Annotated in this window: 16 protein-coding genes, 1 tRNA gene, 1 pseudogene and 1 riboswitch; of the genes and pseudogenes, 9 read left to right on the top strand and 9 right to left on the bottom strand. The window is 68.0% G+C overall.

All coding sequences use genetic code 11. The features are described 5' to 3' along the window. Positions 1 to 56: 56 nt before the first annotated feature. Positions 57 to 308, top strand: a complete 252-nt coding sequence (locus F1643_RS07560; RefSeq protein ID WP_255542512.1) for a hypothetical protein — start codon at positions 57 to 59, stop codon at positions 306 to 308. On the opposite strand, the gene F1643_RS07555 is transcribed toward F1643_RS07560, so the two are convergent. Then, positions 253 to 1,134, bottom strand: coding sequence for a DUF3108 domain-containing protein (locus F1643_RS07555; RefSeq protein WP_370540509.1), 882 nt, complete (start codon positions 1,132 to 1,134; stop codon positions 253 to 255). The genes F1643_RS07560 and F1643_RS07555 overlap by 56 nt on opposite strands. A gap of 189 nt (positions 1,135 to 1,323) precedes the next feature. Between F1643_RS07555 and F1643_RS07550 the strand changes: the two genes are divergently transcribed. The 4 genes from F1643_RS07550 (at position 1,324) to F1643_RS07535 (ending at position 3,387) form a co-directional block, all read left to right on the top strand. Further along, positions 1,324 to 1,398: transfer RNA gene (locus F1643_RS07550), tRNA-Val, on the top strand. Between the two features lie 231 nt (positions 1,399 to 1,629). After that, positions 1,630 to 1,794: a sugar tyrosine-protein kinase gene (locus F1643_RS07545; protein WP_149224507.1), complete on the top strand. Its 165-nt coding sequence runs from the start codon at positions 1,630 to 1,632 to the stop codon at positions 1,792 to 1,794. Between the two features lie 140 nt (positions 1,795 to 1,934). Beyond that, entirely contained in the window at positions 1,935 to 2,816 is an 882-nt protein-coding gene (panC, locus tag F1643_RS07540; RefSeq protein WP_194912340.1) for a pantoate--beta-alanine ligase, read from the top strand. A 115-nt stretch (positions 2,817 to 2,931) separates the two neighbouring features. After that, entirely contained in the window at positions 2,932 to 3,387 is a 456-nt protein-coding gene (locus tag F1643_RS07535) for a flagellar basal body-associated FliL family protein (RefSeq protein WP_255542511.1), read from the top strand. Between the two features lie 268 nt (positions 3,388 to 3,655). On the opposite strand, the gene F1643_RS07530 is transcribed toward F1643_RS07535, so the two are convergent. Further along, positions 3,656 to 5,047: a class II 3-deoxy-7-phosphoheptulonate synthase gene (locus F1643_RS07530; protein WP_194912338.1), complete on the bottom strand. Its 1,392-nt coding sequence runs from the start codon at positions 5,045 to 5,047 to the stop codon at positions 3,656 to 3,658. 184 nt (positions 5,048 to 5,231) lie between these two features. Between F1643_RS07530 and F1643_RS07525 the strand changes: the two are divergent. After that, positions 5,232 to 6,146, top strand: a pseudogene (locus F1643_RS07525) (MFS transporter); the annotation flags it as partial. Between the two features lie 608 nt (positions 6,147 to 6,754). Here F1643_RS07525 and F1643_RS07520 read toward each other — a convergent pair. From F1643_RS07520 to fliL, 3 genes are all read right to left on the bottom strand, one after another. Then, positions 6,755 to 7,657: a manganese catalase family protein gene (locus F1643_RS07520; protein WP_194912337.1), complete on the bottom strand. Its 903-nt coding sequence runs from the start codon at positions 7,655 to 7,657 to the stop codon at positions 6,755 to 6,757. A 287-nt stretch (positions 7,658 to 7,944) separates the two neighbouring features. Then, positions 7,945 to 9,312, bottom strand: a complete 1,368-nt coding sequence (gor, locus tag F1643_RS07515; protein ID WP_194912336.1) for a glutathione-disulfide reductase — start codon at positions 9,310 to 9,312, stop codon at positions 7,945 to 7,947. Between the two features lie 121 nt (positions 9,313 to 9,433). After that, positions 9,434 to 9,925 (bottom strand): flagellar basal body-associated protein FliL, encoded by a 492-nt coding sequence (fliL, locus tag F1643_RS07510; protein ID WP_255542510.1) that lies wholly within the window; start codon positions 9,923 to 9,925, stop codon positions 9,434 to 9,436. 457 nt (positions 9,926 to 10,382) lie between these two features. Here fliL and F1643_RS07505 point away from each other — a divergent pair, with 457 nt between their 5' ends. Further along, positions 10,383 to 11,525, top strand: coding sequence for a nicotinate phosphoribosyltransferase (locus F1643_RS07505; protein WP_194912331.1), 1,143 nt, complete (start codon positions 10,383 to 10,385; stop codon positions 11,523 to 11,525). A gap of 220 nt (positions 11,526 to 11,745) precedes the next feature. Here F1643_RS07505 and F1643_RS07500 read toward each other — a convergent pair whose 3' ends face one another. From F1643_RS07500 to F1643_RS07485, 4 genes are all read right to left on the bottom strand, one after another. After that, entirely contained in the window at positions 11,746 to 12,618 is an 873-nt protein-coding gene (locus F1643_RS07500) for a branched-chain amino acid ABC transporter permease (protein WP_194912329.1), read from the bottom strand. Positions 12,619 to 12,622: 4 nt separating this feature from the next. Next, complete coding sequence (locus tag F1643_RS07495; RefSeq protein WP_194912326.1) at positions 12,623 to 13,759, bottom strand: ABC transporter substrate-binding protein; 1,137 nt, start codon at positions 13,757 to 13,759, stop codon at positions 12,623 to 12,625. 70 nt (positions 13,760 to 13,829) lie between these two features. After that, a riboswitch (TPP riboswitch) is annotated at positions 13,830 to 13,944 on the bottom strand. Between the two features lie 33 nt (positions 13,945 to 13,977). Further along, positions 13,978 to 14,892 (bottom strand): DMT family transporter, encoded by a 915-nt coding sequence (locus F1643_RS07490; protein WP_194912324.1) that lies wholly within the window; start codon positions 14,890 to 14,892, stop codon positions 13,978 to 13,980. A gap of 241 nt (positions 14,893 to 15,133) precedes the next feature. Continuing rightward, positions 15,134 to 15,466 carry a ferredoxin gene (locus tag F1643_RS07485; RefSeq protein ID WP_194912323.1) on the bottom strand — a complete coding sequence of 111 codons (333 nt, stop codon included), beginning with the start codon at positions 15,464 to 15,466 and terminating at the stop codon, positions 15,134 to 15,136. Between the two features lie 187 nt (positions 15,467 to 15,653). Between F1643_RS07485 and F1643_RS07480 the strand changes: the two genes are divergently transcribed. Further along, positions 15,654 to 16,793: an ABC transporter permease gene (locus tag F1643_RS07480; protein ID WP_194912322.1), complete on the top strand. Its 1,140-nt coding sequence runs from the start codon at positions 15,654 to 15,656 to the stop codon at positions 16,791 to 16,793. A 3-nt stretch (positions 16,794 to 16,796) separates the two neighbouring features. Continuing rightward, positions 16,797 to 17,771: an ABC transporter permease gene (locus F1643_RS07475; protein ID WP_194912321.1), complete on the top strand. Its 975-nt coding sequence runs from the start codon at positions 16,797 to 16,799 to the stop codon at positions 17,769 to 17,771. The last annotated feature ends 2 nt before the right edge of the window (positions 17,772 to 17,773 follow it).

The following is a 17,773-nucleotide window of genomic DNA, read 5'->3' as shown; positions in this document are numbered from 1 at the left end:
TCGACGCCGCGCTACGGCGGTCCCCAATGGGAAGGAACTCCACCATGGTCTCTCGCATGGCTCGGATCGTTCATATGGGAAAACTGGGCGGCTATGCGGCGCTCCTGGAAGGCGCGCTGCTGGAATTGGACGGCCGCCTTCTCTGGCCGTCAGCGGGGGCGTTGAGCGAAGCTATGCGGCGCGCCGGCATTCAGCCGTCGGACCTGATCCTCGACACCCGCTCGCCCGCCGGGATCACGCCCGCGGCAACGGTCAACGGATCGGCGCCTGTGCGGCCCCGGTCCGGCGGTCTGCCGCTGGCGGCGTGACGCTCGTCAGGTGGACGACCACGCTGCCGAAATCGCTGTCCGTCTCCAGCCGCACCGGCAGGGGCGGATAGCCGGCGGCCACCGGGGCCAGCCACAGATCCACCGGCGGCCGGTCCGCCGGGCTGCTCCGCTGCCAGAAGCGGCCGGTGGGGCCGGACCTGCCGTATCCCGCCACTGGTTTGTAGCTGACCCGGCATTGCCGGGCGACGCCGGCGAAGACCGAATAGCGAGACGGATCGACGATCCTCCGCCCAACCTCGGTGAACATCATGTCATAGCGGCGGCGCCCGTCGAAGACCGGCAGCGACCGGTCGCAGCGTTCGCTCGCTCCCACCGCGAAGAGCAGGTCCAGCACGGCGGACAGCGGGTCCAGCGTGCCGCGCTGCAGGGCGGGCGGCACCGGCTCGCGGTCGTCGGTCTCCGGCGGGGGAGTGACGGTGGCGGACACGTCGCCCTGCGGCCCGTAGGTCAGGGTGACGTTGCGCGGCTCCCCCCGGAACCGGCTGGACTGCCGGTGGCTGGCCGGCCTCAGGTCGTCGCCCTGGCGGCGGCCGTCGCTCTCCGATTCCGTTTTCCAGGTGAACAGGCGGCCGACGGTGCCGCCCGTCACCGCCGACACCGCGATCCGGTAGCGGTCGCCCGTCACGTCCAGCGTCGCATCCACGTCCAGCGCGGTGACGCCGCCGACGAACACGCGGTAGGTCGCCTTCAGCGGCTCCGCCATGACCGCCGGTGCTGCGAGCGGCAACAGGGGGAGCGACAGGCCGGCGGCCAGCAGGACCGTTCCGAAACGGTTGGGGAGGCGGAGAGGGCTGGGATGGGGCACGGTCCGGGGCTCCTGCTGGCGGCGAGATCTTTTTTTAAGATGGTGATGAATCTGGTGCTTGACACCCGGCAGGGAAGGCCGTAGAAACCCGCCCACCGCAGCGGCGGGGCCGACGAAAGACGGTCGCGACGCTCCCGGGAAAGCCAGCCGGAACGGCCGGACGGAACGGGGCAAAGAGTTTCAGGGTTCGGGCGCGTAGCTCAGCGGGAGAGCATTCGCTTCACACGCGAAGGGTCACAGGTTCAATCCCTGTCGCGCCCACCATCGAAAAGGCTTCGGACGAGAGTCCGGAGCCTTTTTTCTTTTCCCGGCTATCCTGCCAGGGGCCAAGCCGCTGTCGGCCCCGGGACGCAGCGGAACCACACCAGAACGTAAATTATATATTGCTTATATAGTCGGCGAATCCGCGGTCGATTGACGCAGATCAGCCCCGTTTGCGTTGCAATACGGTAGGTTGGGTCATTCCCTGTCACCCGCTTCGGAAAGCTTCACCTCATGGACGATACCCGCATCGCTCTGCTCTCTCTCGGCCTGCTCGTCGTGGTCCTCGCCATCATCATCGGTTCGGTGATTTTCGTCCCGTCCTTCACCGCCCTGCTCGCCACGCTGCTGGCCTGGGCGAACTTGGCCTATCTGGTCGGCATCACCATCAAGCGCTGATTTTCCACGGTCGACGCGGCGGGGAAGGAAATGCCTTCGCCGCCACGTCGGCAACAGTCTGTCTTACGGAAAGCTTTTCTGGACAGGAACGGTCCGACGCGTTATCCAGCGCGCGAATTCGACGCGCAAGGACCGCCGCCATGACGTTGACCGCCGCCCAGACCTCCAGTGACCTGCCGATCCTGAGGACGGTCGAGGATCTGCGAGCACAGGTCGCGACCTGGCGCGGGGAGGGGCAGACCGTCGCCCTCGTGCCGACGATGGGGGCGCTGCATGACGGGCATCTGGGCCTGGTGCGGCGCGGGCGGGAATTGGCCGACCGGGTGGTCGCCAGCGTCTTCGTCAACCCGACCCAGTTCGCCCCGCATGAGGATTTCGACCGTTACCCGCGTGACGAGGCCGGCGATTCCGCCAAGCTCGCGTCGGCGGGCTGTCACGCGCTCTATGCCCCGTCGGTGCGCGCCATGTATCCGGAAGGCTTCGCCACCGCCATTTCCGTCGGCGGCCCGGCGGAGGGGTTGTGCGGTGCCTTCCGGCCGCAGATGTTCGGCGGTGTCGCCCTGGTGGTGACCAAGCTGTTCCTGCAGGCCCTGCCCGACGTCGCGGTGTTCGGCGAGAAGGACTATCAGCAGCTGATGGTGATCCGCCGCTTCACCCGCGATCTCGACATCCCCGTCCGCGTCGAAGGGCTGCCGACTGTGCGCGAGGTCGACGGGCTCGCCATGTCCTCCCGCAACGCCTATCTCGGCGCCGACGAGCGCGCCCGCGCTCCGGAGCTGCACCGTGCGCTGACCGCGGCGGCCGAGGCACTGGCCCGCGGGGCCGAGGCCGACGGTGCCCTGACCGGCATCCGCGGCCGGATCGCCGAGGCCGGATTCGGCACCATCGACTATGTCGAACTCCGCGACGCCGAAACGCTGGAGCCGGTGACCGCCGTCACCCGTCCCGCCCGGCTCCTCGCCGCCGCTTGGATGGGCAAGGCCCGCCTGATCGACAATGTCCCGGTTATCCCGGCCGGCTGAGCGGACGGATTGTCCGTCAGGCCGATCGATCGGTATTTGACCTGCCTTTGGTGCAGGCCTAGCATCATCGGCGATGGGACTTTTGACCCTCGTGATTGGGGGCGGAAAGGCGATCTTGCGGCTCGTCCGTCGCAACCGGCATGGGGAAACGGTGTCCCTGATGCCGCTGGTTCTGACCGGCCTGCTGCTGGCGCTGGCGGCGCTCGGCACCACGGGTGCCGTGGTTGCCAGCAAGAACCGTGCGCCTGCGCCGCAGGCACAGCCGGGGGCCGACAAGAAATACGCTGCCCTGCCGATGATGACCTTCGGATTGGGCGGTGGCGGCGCGCGGATGGTCGACGTCAAGGTCCTGCTGGAGATCGATCCCTCGGTGGACGGCAAGGTCGCCGACCCCTACGTCCCCCGCATCTCCGACCAACTGTCCGACCGCATGCGCCAGATCGACCCGCAACAGTTGACGGGGGCAGATGGCGCGATGCTGATGAAAAGCACAATCGCGGGCGTGCTCGACCGCGAACTGCGTGGCGTGCGGGTGAAGGATATCCTGCTGGACCGGATGGTGGTGCGGTAGGCTACGGCATCCGCACATCGCGGCTTCCGGTACTAAAACGGGGTCGAGCAAATTTTGGGCGTCATTCCCGCGAAGGCGGGAATCCAGCCGTTTCAGCCGCTTGATTGCGGAGTCTCCTGGATCCCCGCCTTTGCGGGGATGACGCAAAGTGCATCCACTTCCCCGGCTTTACCGAGCCATCGGGAGCCAAGGAACCCGCAGGTGCGACAGGAACGGGCGGGGTAGGCGCGGCGAGAGCGCCCACCCCACTCCGATCATTCGCCCCCTATCACTCGGCCGCGACGGCGGCGCGGCGCTGGGCGTCGCGCGACTGGCGGCCTTCCTTCAGCTTTTCGGCCAGCAGGAAGGCCAGTTCCAGCGACTGGCTGGCGTTCAGGCGCGGGTCGCAGGCGGTGTGGTAGCGGAGCGCCAGATTGTGGTCGGTGATCGCCTGGGCGCCGCCGGTGCACTCCGTCACGTCCTGCCCGGTCAGCTCGAAATGCACGCCGCCGGCATGGGTGCCTTCGGCCTGATGCACCTCGAAGAAACCGCGCGCCTCGGCCAGCACCCGCTCGACCGGACGGGTCTTGTAGCCGGTGGTCGACTTCACCGTGTTGCCGTGCATCGGGTCGCAGGACCACACCACCGTGCGGCCTTCACGCTGGACCTTGCGCAGCAGCGGCGGGAACTTCTCCGCCACCTTGTCGGAGCCCATGCGCACGATCAGCGTCAGGCGCCCGGCCTCGTTGGTCGGGTTCAGGATGTCGATCAGGCGGATCAGCTCGTCCGGGTCGGTGGTCGGGCCGCATTTCAGGCCGATCGGGTTCTTCACCCCGCGCAGGAACTCGACATGGGCGCCATCGGGCTGGCGGGTACGGTCGCCGATCCACAGCATGTGGGCCGACACGTCGTACCAGTCGCCGGTGGTGCTGTCGATGCGGGTCAGCGCCTGCTCGAACGGCAGCAGCAGAGCCTCATGGCTGGTGAAGAAGTCGGTCTCGCGCAGCTGCGGCGTCGTCTCCGCGGTGATGCCGCAGGCGGCCATGAAGGCCAGCGTCTCGTCCAGGCGGTTGGCCAGCTCCTGGAAATGCTCGCCGGCCGGCGACTTCTCGACGAAGCTCAGCGTCCACTGATGGACCTTGTGCAGGTCGGCGTAACCGCCCTGGGCGAAGGCGCGCAGCAGGTTCAGCGTCGCGGCGGCCTGGGTGTAGGCCTGCATCATGCGTTCCGGATCGGGAACGCGGGCGTCGCTGGTGAAGTCGAAGCCGTTGATGATGTCGCCGCGGTAGGACGGCAGCTCGACCCCGTCGATGGCCTCCATGTCGGCCGAACGCGGCTTGGCGAACTGGCCGGCCATGCGGCCGACCTTGATGACCGGGATCGAGGCGCCGAAGGTCAGCACCACGGCCATCTGCAGCAGGACGCGGAAGGTGTCGCGGATGTTGTTGGGGTGGAATTCGGCGAAGCTCTCGGCGCAGTCGCCGCCCTGCAGCAGGAAGGCCTGGCCGGCGGCGGCCTCGGCCAGCTTGGCCTTCAGCCGGCGGGCTTCGCCGGCGAAGACAAGCGGCGGATAGGAGGACAGGCGCTGTTCGACCGCCTCGACCTTGGACTGGTCGGGATAAGTCGGCAACTGCTTCGCCGGTTTCGTCTTCCAACTGGCGGGTGTCCAACGCTCGACCATGACGCGCCTGCTCTTCCTTGACGATTGCGGAACGGGGGCCGGGCGGGCGGCGAACGACCGGCGGCGAATCCCGTTGGGGGGTACTCTATAGCGCGACTCGCGGTAACTTTTCCACAGTTTCGGCCCGCCTGCCGGCAATGCTGTGCCGCGGCTCCCCATGCTCCGCCACCGGGAGTGATTTCAGATGAAAGGAAGTTCGCGTCGGCGCCGCTGGCGGCGGGGCCTTGCGCCCTTTATACATCGGGGCAGCCGACCACCCCCCGACCAATGCCCCGATCATTGCCCGAGAGGAGCCTTTTTGGTGAAAGCGACATCCTGGCGGGCAAGTCGCCTGTCCTCCTGGGGGCAGGCCCTGGCGGTCTACCGCGACCCGCGCGTGCTGGCGATCCTGTTCCTGGGCTTCGCCGAAGGGCTGCCGTTGGCGCTGACCGGGGCCACGCTGAATGTCTGGCTGACCGAGGAAGGCGTCAGCCGGACCAACATCGGCCTGTTCGCGCTGGTCACCATGCCCTATGCGCTGAAGTTCCTGTGGGCGCCGCTGATCGACCGCATGAGGCTGCCGGTGGTGACGCGGCTGTTCGGCCGGCGGCGCGGCTGGGCGCTGACGGCGCAGGCGGCGCTGATCGCGGCATTGCTGGGGCTGGGCACCACCGATCCCGGACAGGATCTGTGGTGGACCGCGCTGTGCGCGGTGCTGGTCGCCTTCTGCTCCGCCAGCCAGGACATCGTCGTCGATGCCTACCGCGTCGAGGTTCTGGAGGAGCATCAGCAGGCGGCCGGTGCCGCGGTGCTCGTGCTGGGCTATCGCTTCGGCCTGATGGCGGCGGGGGCGGGCGCCCTCTTCATCGCGGAGGCCTATGGCTGGCGAACCGCCTACGAAGCGATGGCGGCGCTGGTGCTGGTGGGGATGGCGACCATCCTGCTGTGCCGCGAACCGAAGGAACCGCCGCCCAACGCCCGTCAAAAGCTGATCGCCGAGTGGCTGGCGCGCCGGCCGCATCTGTCGGGCCGCAGCGCGGTGATGCTCGCCTGGCTCTATGGCGCGGTGGTGGCGCCGTTCCTGCAGTTCATGGAGCGCCGGGCCTGGGTGCTGATCCTGGCCTTCATCGCCAGCTACAAGCTGGGGGAGGTGCTGGCCGGCCAGATGTCGTCGACCTTCTACATCAGCCTGGGATTCACGAAGTCGGAGATCGCCACGGTCAGCAAGCTGTTCGGCCTGTGGGCGACCATCGCCGGGGGGCTGATGGGCGGGCTTCTGGTCGGCAAGGTCGGGGTGCTGCGCGGCCTGCTGATCGGCGGCATCCTGCAGATGGTGTCGAACCTGGGCTATGTCCTGCTGGCCTGGACCGGACACGACGTATCGATTCTGGCGGTGACGGTGGTGATCGACAATATCTGCGGCGGCATCGCCACCGCGGCCTTCGTCGCCTACTTGTCGGGGCTGTGCAACGTCGCCTACACCGCAACCCAGTATGCGCTGCTGTCGAGCTTCTACAAGCTGGGCGGCGACCTGTTCGGCGCCTCGTCCGGCTGGCTGGCGGAGCGTATGGACTGGATCAGCTTCTTCCTGTTGTCGATGGCGGGCGCCATTCCGGCGCTGTGCCTGCTGGTCTGGCTGATGGGGCTGCACCGCCGGAGCAGCAGGAGAGCGCCGTCCCCGCGCAGTGACGGGGACGGCATCGCCGGAGCGGCCGGGAGAGTAGGCGGTCAGCCCCCGGTGGTGGTCTTGGTCTTGCCGGCGCCCGGCCCGGCGCCCAGGTCGGCGCCGGTCATCGGATCGGCGTCGGGCTTGGACATGGTGCGGGCGGCCACCGCGTTGACCGCGGCCATCTCCGACGCGGCCAGCTTGACCGTCGGGTTGCCGTCGCCACCGTTGACCGGGGCGTCGCCCATCTTGACGTCCACGAACTCCCACTGGGCGCCCTGGTTCCAGGGGCCGCGCATGTCGCCTTCGCCCTGGCTCATGTTGTAGTACTTGTCGGTGTATTCCGGCTTGCCCGGCAGCTTGCCCGGCGGGAAGTTGTTGTCGATGGCGTAGAGCGCCTTCTCGAAGCTCTTCTGGTGGGCGATCTCGCGGGTCATCAGGAAGCCCAGCGCATCCTTCACGCCCGGATCGTTGGTGACGTTGATCAGGCGCTCGTAAATGATCTTGGCGCGCGATTCAGCCGCGATGTTGGAGCGCAGGTCGGCCATCGGGTCGCCGATGCTATCGATGTAGCCGCCGGTCCACAGCTGCCCGGCGGAGTTCACCAGAGCCGGGCCACCGCCATACAGAAGCGACAGGGTGTGGCTGCCGTTGCCCTGGGTGATGTTGGCGTAGAGGTCGGCGGTCTCTTCCGCACCCTCGGCCAGCTTGCCCTTGGCGCCCTTGGTCAGCATGGCGACGATGGAGCCGATCACCTCGAGGTGGCTCAGTTCCTCGGTCGCGATGTCGATCAGCATGTCCTTGCGGCCCGGATCCTCGTCGGCCAGACCCTGGGTGAAGTAGCGCATGGCCGCGGCGAGTTCACCCTGCGGGCCGCCGAACTGCTCCAGCATCAGGCTGGCGAGCACCGGGTTGGGCTCCGACACGCGCACCGTGTACATGAGCTTTTTGTTGTGCATGAACATGCGAGGGACTCCTCCTGAGTCTGATGGCCCGCCTGGCGGGGGCCGAGGATCGGAGAAATCCGGACCGGCCCATCGCCGGGGATGCAGGGGGACCAGCAGGACGTGCCGTTCCGGATCGCTCACCTGTCCTCAACCCACGATCTTTAGAAGTGTTCCAGGAAAAATGCCCTGTCTTGGCGTGCTATAACTCCCGGTGCATGGAAGAAGACGCGATTCCACGAAAAAGGCGGCGCGAAGGGGTGGTGTCCCTCGCGCCGCCCGTTCCGGCAGTCCCGCTTTTCAGGCGGTCAGATTTTCTTTTCCGGCTCCGCCTTCTCGCGCATCAGCACGAATTCCTCCGAGGTGGAGGGGTGGAGCGCGATGGTGCGGTCGAAGTCGCGCTTGGTGGCGCCGCAGTTCAACGCGATGGCCAGCGGCTGCATCATCTCCGGCGCGTCCATGCCCATCATGTGGCAACCCAGCACGCGCTGGCTCTCGCCATCGACCACCAGCTTCATCAGCACCCGCTCGTCCCGGCCGGACAGGGTATGCTTCATCGGGCGGAAACCGGCCTTGTAGATGTCGACCTGCGGGTATCGGGCGCGGGCCTGCATCTCCGTCAGCCCGACGGTGCCGAGCGGTGGCAGCGAGAACACCGCGGTCGGTACGTTGTCGTAGCCGATGTGCATGGGGTTGTCGTTGAACAGCGTCTCGGCCAGGGCGCGGCCTTCGGCGATGGCGATGGGGGTCAGCGCCATGCGGTCGGTGACGTCGCCAATGGCGTAGATGTTGTCCACGCCGGTGCGTGACCATTCGTCGACCGGGATCGCGCCGGCCTCGTTCAGGGTGATGCCGACCTCTTCCAGGCCGAGATTCTTGGTGTTCGGGCGCCGGCCGGTGGCGGCCATCACGAGGCCCGCCGAATGCTCGCGGCCCATATGGTCGGTCAGGGTATAGCCGCCCGCACCCTTTTCCAGCTTCACCGGCTTGCAGCGCGAGATGATGCTGATGCCGCGCTTGCGCATCTCCTGCGCCAGAGCCACGCGAATGTCGTCGTCGAACCCGTTCAGCAAATCGTCGCCGCGGATCATCAGCGTCACTTCGGAGCCCAGCCCGCGGAAGATGCTGGCGAATTCCACGGCGATGTAGCCGCCGCCGATGATCAGCACGGAATGGGGGAGCTTTTCGAGATGAAGCGCCTCGTTTGAGGTTGCGGCATGCTCGATCCCCTCGATCGGCGGCAGCGACGGCCAGCCGCCGGTGGCGACCAGGATGTTGCGGGCGGTGTAGCGCTTGCCGTCGACCTCCACCGTATGGCGGTCGACGATCCGGCCGAATCCCTCATACAGGGTCACGCCGGAGTTCTTCAGCATGGTGATGTAGATGCCGTTCAGCCGGTCGATCTCGCGGTCCTTGCGCGCGATCAGCGTTTCCCAGTCGAAGGACGGCGTGTGGGAGTTCCAGCCATAGCCGCAGGAATCCTCGAAGCCGTCGCGGAACTGGGCGGCGTAGACCAGCAGCTTCTTCGGGACGCAGCCGCGGATCACGCAGGTGCCGCCGACGCGGCTGCCCTCGCAGATCGCGACCTTCGCGCCGTAGGACGCGGCGCGCCGGCTTGCGGCGACGCCCCCGGACCCCGCCCCGATGGTGAAGAGGTCGAAATCGAACTCGGCCACGGCCGTCTCCTTCCGCAACTTGACCCTTGAACGCCACGAACGGAGCCCGCGAACGGTCACGAGGCTGCCGGATGTGGTCCGGCAGGATATGGGGAGGCAAGGGGCGTTGGGAAGCGCGCCGTCAGCGCAGCAGCATATCCTGGATCAGCACTTGTCGAAGCTTCAACGGCCGCATGGTCTTGTTGGCGACGTGGCGCAGTGCGTCCTTGACATAGGCCGGCCCGTCGGCCCCCCGCAGTTCGGCCGGATCGACCTCCAGCAGGCGCCGGCTGATGGCGTCGGCGATGCGCGGCAGGTGGGGGGTCACCGTTTCCAACGGCGTCGCCGGGTCGAACTCCAACACTGCGCGCAGCCGCAATTCCTGCAGGCGGCGGCCGTCGTTCAGGGTCAGGGTCAGGGTGGGCAAGGCGGCGTAGACCGCGGGGGCTGGTGCCATGCCGATTCGGGGAGCGGCGAAGGCGCCCTGTGCGGGGACCGGGCGGAGCAGCAGGGCGCCGCCGACCCCGGCGCCGGCGAAGGCGAGCATCAGCCCGATCAGCGCCAGAACGATCCGGTTCCCCGTCCCTTCGAAGGAGGGCAGGGCGGGCGGAGCCGATTCGGCGGTCGCGGTCATCTTCGCCATTCCGTTCAGCCGCCCTGTTGCGATCGAAGCCTGTGCGACGACTTTAAAAGCGCGGAAGTGGTAGGTCAAATAACGGTATTTGATCTGGTTTTTCTCTGAATGCGACAGGTGAAGCAGGACAACGGCTGCAGCATCTGCGCGGCGACATCACCGGCATTTGATCTGTTCACCGTAGATGTCGGCACCGGAAATCTCATCGGAAAATGCAATGCTGCCATCCGTTCCGGGTTGGCAGGATGGGAAGCCTCTTCCCCCGCCCGCCCGGGGCGTATAATGCTGGGATTCCAACACAACCGGCCGGCTGCCCTGTCCGGCGGCCGGGCGATCCAGAACGAAGCATCGCAAAGCCATGCGCGGACACAGGCGCGGACAGGGGCGGAAGGCGAGGGTTACCGGTATGAGCAGCACCGACAACCGATCAGTTGGCGGCCGGGCAGCGGGAAGCGGAATGGCCGGCAAAGGGCCGACCGCCCTCAACCCGTCCTCCGCCCAGGTTCCCGACTGGACGGACACCTATTTCCGCCGCACCAGGGAAGCGGTGGGCAAATTCGGCGACAAGACCGTCACCTACGCCATCTTCATGCGGCGCCCGGTGGTCTGCGCCCCGCGTCTGGCGGTGGACTGGCTGGAGGCGGTGGCGCGCGAGCGCAACACCAGTTTCCAGATCGAGCTGAACTACCCCGAGGGCAAATGGGTCGGCGCCGGCGAGCCGATCATGTACGTCACCGGCTCCTTCTATCATCTGGTCGATTGCGAGACGATCATCCTGCAGAAGCTGGGACCCGCCAGCGTCGCCGCCTACAACGCCTTCACCATGTGCGCCGACCTGCCGAAGGTCGCCTTCCTCGCCATGGACGCCCGCCACTGCGCCGGGACGGAGATGGCGGAGATGATGGCCTATGCCGCCTCCGTCGGGTCGGACCGGGCCAAGCGCAAGGTCGGGGCCAAGGGCTTCATCGGCAACGCCACCGACGCCACCGCCCCCTATTTCGGGCAGGAGAAGGGCATGGGCACCATGCCGCATGCCCTGATCGGCTATGCCGGTTCGACCGTGCGCGCGGCGGAGATGTTCCACGAGACCTTCCCCGACCTGTCCCTGACCGTGCTGGTCGATTATTTCGGCCGCGAGATCACCGACGGGCTGGAGGTCTGCCGCCGCTTTCCGCAGCTGGCCGCCCAGGGCAAGCTGGCGCTGCGGCTCGACACCTCCGGCGGGCGTTTCGTCGAGGGGCTGGATCCCCCCGGCTCCTATGCCGTGCTGGAGCGCCATGCGCCGCACGCCATCCGCGGCTATCGCGACGAGACCCAGCTGCGCTACCTGATCGGCACCGGCGTGTCTGCCGCGGCGATCCATTACGTGCGCGAAAGGCTGGACGAGGCCGGCTTCCCGGCGGTGAAGATCGTCGCCAGCAGCGGATTCGGCCCGGCCAAGTGCCGCCTGATGGCGGAGGCCAATGCGCCGGTGGACGTGATCGGCACCGGCAGCTACCTGCCCGAACGCTGGACCGAGACCTATGCGACCGCCGACATCATCGAGTATGACGGCGAACGCCGGGTAAAGGTCGGCCGCGAGTTCCTGTTCCGGCGGTAGGTCACGGCCGCGACGTGTGCGCCCGCATGCCGCCACGCCCCCCGGTTTCCGCTGCCCGGAGCCCGCCTAAAGGGCTCTTGCCCGGCTATGCCAAGAGCCAGGACAGGACTGCCATCCTGTCCTGGCCCAAAAACGACCGCACCCACCCATAGTCCGGGCCTAATGCAAAGCCCTCGCAAGGGGAGAGGGTTGCGGTGACGGGACGCCTGGCGAGGATCGCTCAGCCACGGCGCCGCACCGCTTCGCCGAACAGGCCTTGCGGCCGCAACACCAGGATCGCCAGCAGCGTCAGGTACAGCGATCCCAGCGCCACCGGGTAAGACAGCACCGACGACACCCCCACCTCGAACAGAGCGATCAGCAGCGCCCCCACCACAGCCCCCGGCACCGACCCCCAGCCCCCGATGGTTACCGCGATGTAGGCCTTCAAAATCAGGTCGCCGCCCGCGGTCGGCGTGACGAAATAGCGGTTGGCAAGCAGCAGCCCCGCCGCCCCGGCACAGGCGGACCCGATGGCGAAGGTCACCAGGATCATCGCGGTGACCGGCACGCCGCAGGCCCGCGCCATCTCCGGGTCCTGTGCCGTTGCGCGCAGCCGGCATCCCAGCTGCGTGCGGGCGAACACCCATTGCTGCGCGCCGATCAGCAGCGCCGCCACCGCGACGATGGCGAGCGACTGCTCGGGAACCGCCAGCCCGCCTATGTAAAGCGTGTCGTCGCCGAACAGCGGCGGTGCGGCGCGCGGCTCCGGCCCGAACAGGATCGCGGCGCCGTTCTGCAGTATGATGCCGATGGCGATGGTGCTGATGAAGACCGACACCGGCGGCCGGCGACGCAGGGGCAGATAGGCCATCAGGGCCAGCAGCAGGCCCAACCCCGCCATCAGCGCCAGCACCACCGGCAGCAGGGCGATGCCCGGCAGCGGGATCAGCGGTGCCAGCGCCACCGCCAGCAGCCCGCCGGCCATGACCAGATCGCCCTGGGCGAAATTCACCGCCGAGGTGGCGTTCAGGACCAGCACGAATCCCAGCGCCACCAGCGCATAGGCCGCCCCAAGCGCCACCCCGTTGACCAGCAGTTGAAGCGCCGCCATCCGCTCACTTCGCCGCGAGCGCGGGGTCGTCGTACCGCTTCGCCAGCACCGGCACGCGGCTGGTCCCGTCATAGCAGACGATGACGGCGGAATGGGCCATGTTGCCCTTGCCATCGGATTTGTAGGTCATGGCGAGGCCCTTGAAGGTCTCCGACGAAAGAGCCTTGGCGATGGCATCCGGCGTCCGGGCGCCGGCCTTCACCGCTTCCAGCACCATGGTCATGCCGTCATACTGGCCGAGTGCGAAGGCATCCGGCTCCTTGCCGAAGGCGGCGCGGTAGGCGTCGGTGAAGGCCTTGACCTCCGGCGTACCGCCCGAGATGGGCGAGGCCGCGGTCTCGGCACAGACGCCCTTCAGCTCCGCCGGCTCCAGCAGGGCCGCGGTGCTCGGTTGATGCATGGCGGAGCCGGCGACGATGGGCACCGCCACCCCGCTGGACGCCGCCTGCCGCAGCAGCAGCGCGGTCGGGCCGGAGTGCAGATGCAGCATCAGCACGTCGGGCTTGGCGGCCAGTGCCTTGGTCAACACCGGCAGCAGATCCTTGGCGGCGGGGTCCACCCCCTCCTCGAAGACGGGCGTGACGCCCAGTGCCTTGAAGGCGGCGTCGAGATGCGTCTTGCCGCTCTGCCCGTAGGCGGTGGTCTGGTAGATGACGGCCGGCTGCCGCTTGCCCAGCTCCTCCACCACATAGCGGGCGTGGGCGGCCTTGGTCACGGCATCGCCGGGGAAGAAGCGGAAGACCCAGGGGTTGCTCTGCTCGGTGATCGACGCGGTGCCCGACACGGTGACCAGCGGCAGCTTCAGTTCCTGCGCCAGCGGCAGCATCGCCAGCATCTGGGTGCCGAGCATGCTGGCGGCGACCGCCCCGACCGTGCCGCTGCCGGCGGCGCGCTCCAGCGCCGTCACCGCCGCCTCGGGCGAGGTGCCGGTGTCGACGACCTCCGACGCGATGGCGATGCCGGCCGGCGTCTGCTTCAGCGCCAGGACCGCACCGTTGCGCTGGCTGGTTCCCTCCAGCGACAGGAAGCCGGTCAGCGGCACCAGCACCGGAAACGACAGCGTGTCGTCGGCCCGCGCGGCGGACGACAGACAGGACGATGCGGCCAGCAGGCCGATCAGGAGGGAAAGCGCGCGCCGCATGACCAAACTCCTTCCACACGCGCCGGCAAGCGGAGCGACGCGGAGGGGACGGAGCATTTGCAGGCGATCCGTCGGGTTCCGGTCGGCTCCCTTCGCCGGCATGACCCGGATCAGGTTCGATGGGTGTTGTCTCAGCCCGCGCATCCGCCGATCCGGCATCCGCACGGGCACCCCAGCCGTGAACAGGCGGCGAGAGTGTCGCCGCCGGGCCTGTCCTGTCAAGAACCCAGCCGGCGGCGCGCCACCGCGGTTTCACGATGCAGGATGTAGAGCCCGCTGCCGATGATGACCATGGCGCCAAGCAATACCGGCGCGGTCGGCAGGTCGCCGAACACCATCCAGCCGAACAGACTGGCCCAGACCATGCCGGTATATTCGAAGGGCGCCACCACGGCCGGTGGCGCACGGCGGAAGGCCTGGGTGAGCAGCACCTGCGCCCCGGCGCCGATTGCGCCGACCAGCGCCATCAGCCCCAACGCGTAGGCGGTCGGCGCGGTCCAGACGGGAATGGTCAGCGCGCCGCTGACCACCGTCGTCGTCAGCAGCAGATAGAGCACGATGGACGCGCTGGTCTCCGTCCGCGACAACCCGCGCACGGCGAGAGCGGCCAGCGCATAGAACAGGGCGGCGCACAGCCCGACCAGCACAGGCACCAGCGGCGCCCCGGCCGACGGCTGCGCCATCACCACCACGCCGCCGAACCCGACCACCACCGCGGCCCAGCGCCGCCAGCCCACCGGCTCCCCCAGCAGCGGAGCGGACAGAGCGGTGATGAACAGCGGCCCGGCGAAGCTCAGCACATAGACGTCGGCCAGCGGCAATTCCCGGAACGCATAGAAGAAGCACCCCATGGAGATCAGCCCGGCGAAGGCCCGCCAGACATGCCCCCAGGGCCGCCGCGTCCGCATCGCCGCGATCCCGCCGCCCCGCCACAGCGTGTAGCCGCCCACCAGCAGGAAGGCGACCAGGGAGCGCACGAACATCAGCTGCGGCACCGGGTAGTCGGCTGTCAGGAACTTGATCAGCGTGTCCATCGCCGCGAACAGCAGGATCGCGCCGAGGAAGCAGCCGACGGCATAGGGAACCGAATCGGCCTCGGCAGGCAGCAGGTCGGCGGTCTCGGCGTCGGTCATGGGGTCGGTTCGGGCGGGCAATGGCGGGGGCTGCCCACATTATGGGCAAATTCGCCCGCGTCCCAATGCCGCAACCGCAGGTCTGGTAGGCGTGGGGTTTTAGAAGTGTGGGCTTCGATTGCCTCCACCTATCCTCCCCCGCTGGGCGGGGGAGGGACTGCCGCCACCTTTCAAAACAAGCACTGCCCCCTCCCCCGCCCTGCGGGGGAGGGTTGGGGTGGGGGCACCGTCAGCCCACCCCTCACCGCGTCAACACCATCACCAGCCGCTCCACCGGCACATCCTTCACCAAATGCGACTCGACGATCTCGTCGATGTCCTCCGGTGTTTCCGGCCGGTACCAAATGCCTTCAGGATACACCACCATCAGCGGCCCGGCGGAGCAGAAGCCGAGGCAGCCCGTCAGCGCCATGCCGACATCGGCGAGCCCCTTGCCCTGAATCTTCTGGTCCAGGCGCTGCCACAGCGGATGCGCACCCTTGGCGGCGCAGCTGCCGCGCGGATGGCCGGGCGGGCGCTGCTGGGCGCAGCAGAAGACGTGATGGCGGAAGGTCTGCGGCAGGTCGAGCGGCATCGGGCATGCTCCATAACCATAATTTTCATATGGGTAAAAAGCATGCCAGAATGCTGCGCTGCGGCAAGACTTTTGTGACGCTTCCAAGTCTCAGGACCTCTTGGTTTTTTCCGCGTGACGAAATCCTTGGTCAGCGGCGGGGTTGCCGGTTAAGAATCCCCGGCAAGGGGCAATCCAGGAGACGCCGGTGCTGCTGAGCGGGTCGGGGAAGGGTCAGCCGGGCGTCGTGCCGGGCTGGGTCGGGTATGCGCTGCTGCCGGTACTCAACCTCGTCGCGGCTTTCGTGCTGTCGGGGCTGGTGATCCTGGTGATCGGCGAGAACCCGGTGGACGTGCTGTCGCTGCTGGTGACGGAGGCTCTGGGATATCCGGAGGCCATCGGCTACACCCTCTACTACACCACCAGCTACATCTTCACCGGGCTGGCGGTGGCCATCGCCTTCCATTGCGGGCTGTTCAACATCGGGGGCGAGGGGCAGGCCTATCTGGGCGGGCTCGGCGCCGGGCTGGTGGCGCTGGCGCTGACCGGCTGGCCCTGGCCGGTGGTGGCGCTGCTGGCGATCCTGGCGTCGGCCCTGTTCGGCGCCGCCTGGGCCTTCATCCCGGCCTGGCTGCAGGCCAAGCGCGGCAGCCACATCGTCATCACGACGATCATGTTCAACTTCATCGCCGCGTCGATCATGACCTGGCTGCTGGTGGACGTGCTGATCCGCCCCGGCAGCCAGTCGCCGGAAACCCGCGAGTTCGATCCCGGCGTCTGGCTGCCGTCGATGGACCGGGCGCTGGGCTGGCTCGGTATCGCGATTCCGGCCTCGCCGCTGAACCTGTCCTTCCTGTGGGCGCTGGCCTGCTGCGTCCTGTACCACCTGTTCCTGCGCCGGACCCGCTGGGGCTACGAGCTGCGCACGGTGGGCCGGAACGAGCGGGCGGCGGTCTATGCCGGTATCTCCCCTGCGCGGAACATCATCGTCGCCATGCTGATCTCCGGCGCCCTGGCCGGCTTCGTGGGCGTGAACGAGATCCTGGGCGTGCAGCACCGGGTGATCCTGAACTTCACCGGCGGGGTCGGCTTCGTCGGCATCGCCGTGGCGCTGATGGGACGCAACCATCCGGTCGGGATCATTCTGGCGGCCTTGCTGTTCGGGGTTCTGGCGCAGGGCGGCGGCCAGCTGTCCTTCGAATACCCCACGATCAACCGCGAGCTGGTGATGGTCATCCAGGGTCTGGTCATCCTGTTCGCCGGTGCCATGGAAAACCTGTTCAAGCCGCAGGTGGAGGCACTGTTCCGCCGCCGCGGTGTCGCCACCGCTGGCACGGGGAGGAGCTGAGCGATGGAGGACGCGCTTCTTCTGGCGCTGCAACTGCTGGGCGCCACGATCCGCGTGGCGACGCCGCTGGTGCTGGCCGCCTTCGCCGGCATGTATTGCGAGCGGGCCGGCGTGGTCGACATCGGACTGGAAGGCAAGATGCTGGCCGGCGCCTTCTTCTCCGCCGCGGTCGCCTCGGCCACCCTCAATCCATGGATCGGGCTGCTGGCCGGCATCGCCGCCGGGGTGGCGCTCGCGATGGTCCATGGCTTCGCCTGCATCACCCACAACGGCAATCAGGTGGTGTCGGGCATGGCGATCAACATCCTGGTCGCCGGGCTGGCGCCGACGCTTGCCTATGCCTGGTTCCAGCAGGGCGGCCAGACCCCGCTGCTGCCCGGTCAGGCGCGCATCCCGGCGGTGGAGCTGCCGGGGGCCGACGCGCTGGCCGGCGTGCCCGTTCTGGGGTCGATCTACCGCGAACTGTTCAACGGCAACAACATCCTGATCTGGGTGACGCTGGTCCTGGTGATCGCCACCCATTGGGTGCTCTACCGCTCCCGCTTCGGGCTGCGGCTGCGGGCGGTGGGCGAGAATCCGGCGGCGGTCGACACCGCCGGCCTGTCGGTGGCCAAGCTGCGCTATCAGGCGCTGATCGTCACCGGCGTGCTGACGGGGATGGCGGGGGCCTATCTCTCCACCGGCCATGGCGCCGGTTTCGTCCGCGACATGACCGCCGGCAAGGGCTATCTGGCGCTGGCGGCGCTGATCTTCGGCAAATGGCGGCCGGGGCCGACGCTGTTCGCCTGCCTGCTGTTCGCCTTCACCGACGCGGTGCAGGTGCGCCTCCAGGGCGTCGAATTGCCGGTGATCGGGGTCGTTCCGGTGCAGTTCATCCAGATGCTTCCCTATGTGCTGACCGTGCTGCTGCTGGCCGGCTTCGTCGGCAAGGCCATCGCCCCGAAGGCGAGCGGCATCCCCTATGTCAAGGAGCGCTGAGG

This window comes from Azospirillum sp. INR13 (assembly GCF_015390205.1).
Taxonomy (GTDB): domain Bacteria; phylum Pseudomonadota; class Alphaproteobacteria; order Azospirillales; family Azospirillaceae; genus Azospirillum.
This window is presented reverse-complemented; position numbering and strand designations above follow the sequence as displayed.

Excerpts from the sequence above, each read along its gene's own strand:
- F1643_RS07560 (WP_255542512.1), top strand. The coding sequence starts at position 57 with ATGGCTCGGATCGTTCATATGGGAAAACTGGGCGGCTATGCGGCGCTC.
- F1643_RS07545 (WP_149224507.1), top strand. The coding sequence starts at position 1,630 with ATGGACGATACCCGCATCGCTCTGCTCTCTCTCGGCCTGCTCGTCGTG.
- panC (WP_194912340.1), top strand. The coding sequence starts at position 1,935 with ATGACGTTGACCGCCGCCCAGACCTCCAGTGACCTGCCGATCCTGAGG.
- F1643_RS07530 (WP_194912338.1), bottom strand. The coding sequence starts at position 5,047 with ATGGTCGAGCGTTGGACACCCGCCAGTTGGAAGACGAAACCGGCGAAG.
- F1643_RS07520 (WP_194912337.1), bottom strand. The coding sequence starts at position 7,657 with ATGTTCATGCACAACAAAAAGCTCATGTACACGGTGCGCGTGTCGGAG.
- fliL (WP_255542510.1), bottom strand. The coding sequence starts at position 9,925 with ATGACCGCGACCGCCGAATCGGCTCCGCCCGCCCTGCCCTCCTTCGAA.
- F1643_RS07505 (WP_194912331.1), top strand. The coding sequence starts at position 10,383 with ATGGCCGGCAAAGGGCCGACCGCCCTCAACCCGTCCTCCGCCCAGGTT.
- F1643_RS07500 (WP_194912329.1), bottom strand. The coding sequence starts at position 12,618 with ATGGCGGCGCTTCAACTGCTGGTCAACGGGGTGGCGCTTGGGGCGGCC.
- F1643_RS07495 (WP_194912326.1), bottom strand. The coding sequence starts at position 13,759 with ATGCGGCGCGCGCTTTCCCTCCTGATCGGCCTGCTGGCCGCATCGTCC.
- F1643_RS07490 (WP_194912324.1), bottom strand. The coding sequence starts at position 14,892 with ATGACCGACGCCGAGACCGCCGACCTGCTGCCTGCCGAGGCCGATTCG.
- F1643_RS07485 (WP_194912323.1), bottom strand. The coding sequence starts at position 15,466 with ATGCCGCTCGACCTGCCGCAGACCTTCCGCCATCACGTCTTCTGCTGC.
- F1643_RS07475 (WP_194912321.1), top strand. The coding sequence starts at position 16,797 with ATGGAGGACGCGCTTCTTCTGGCGCTGCAACTGCTGGGCGCCACGATC.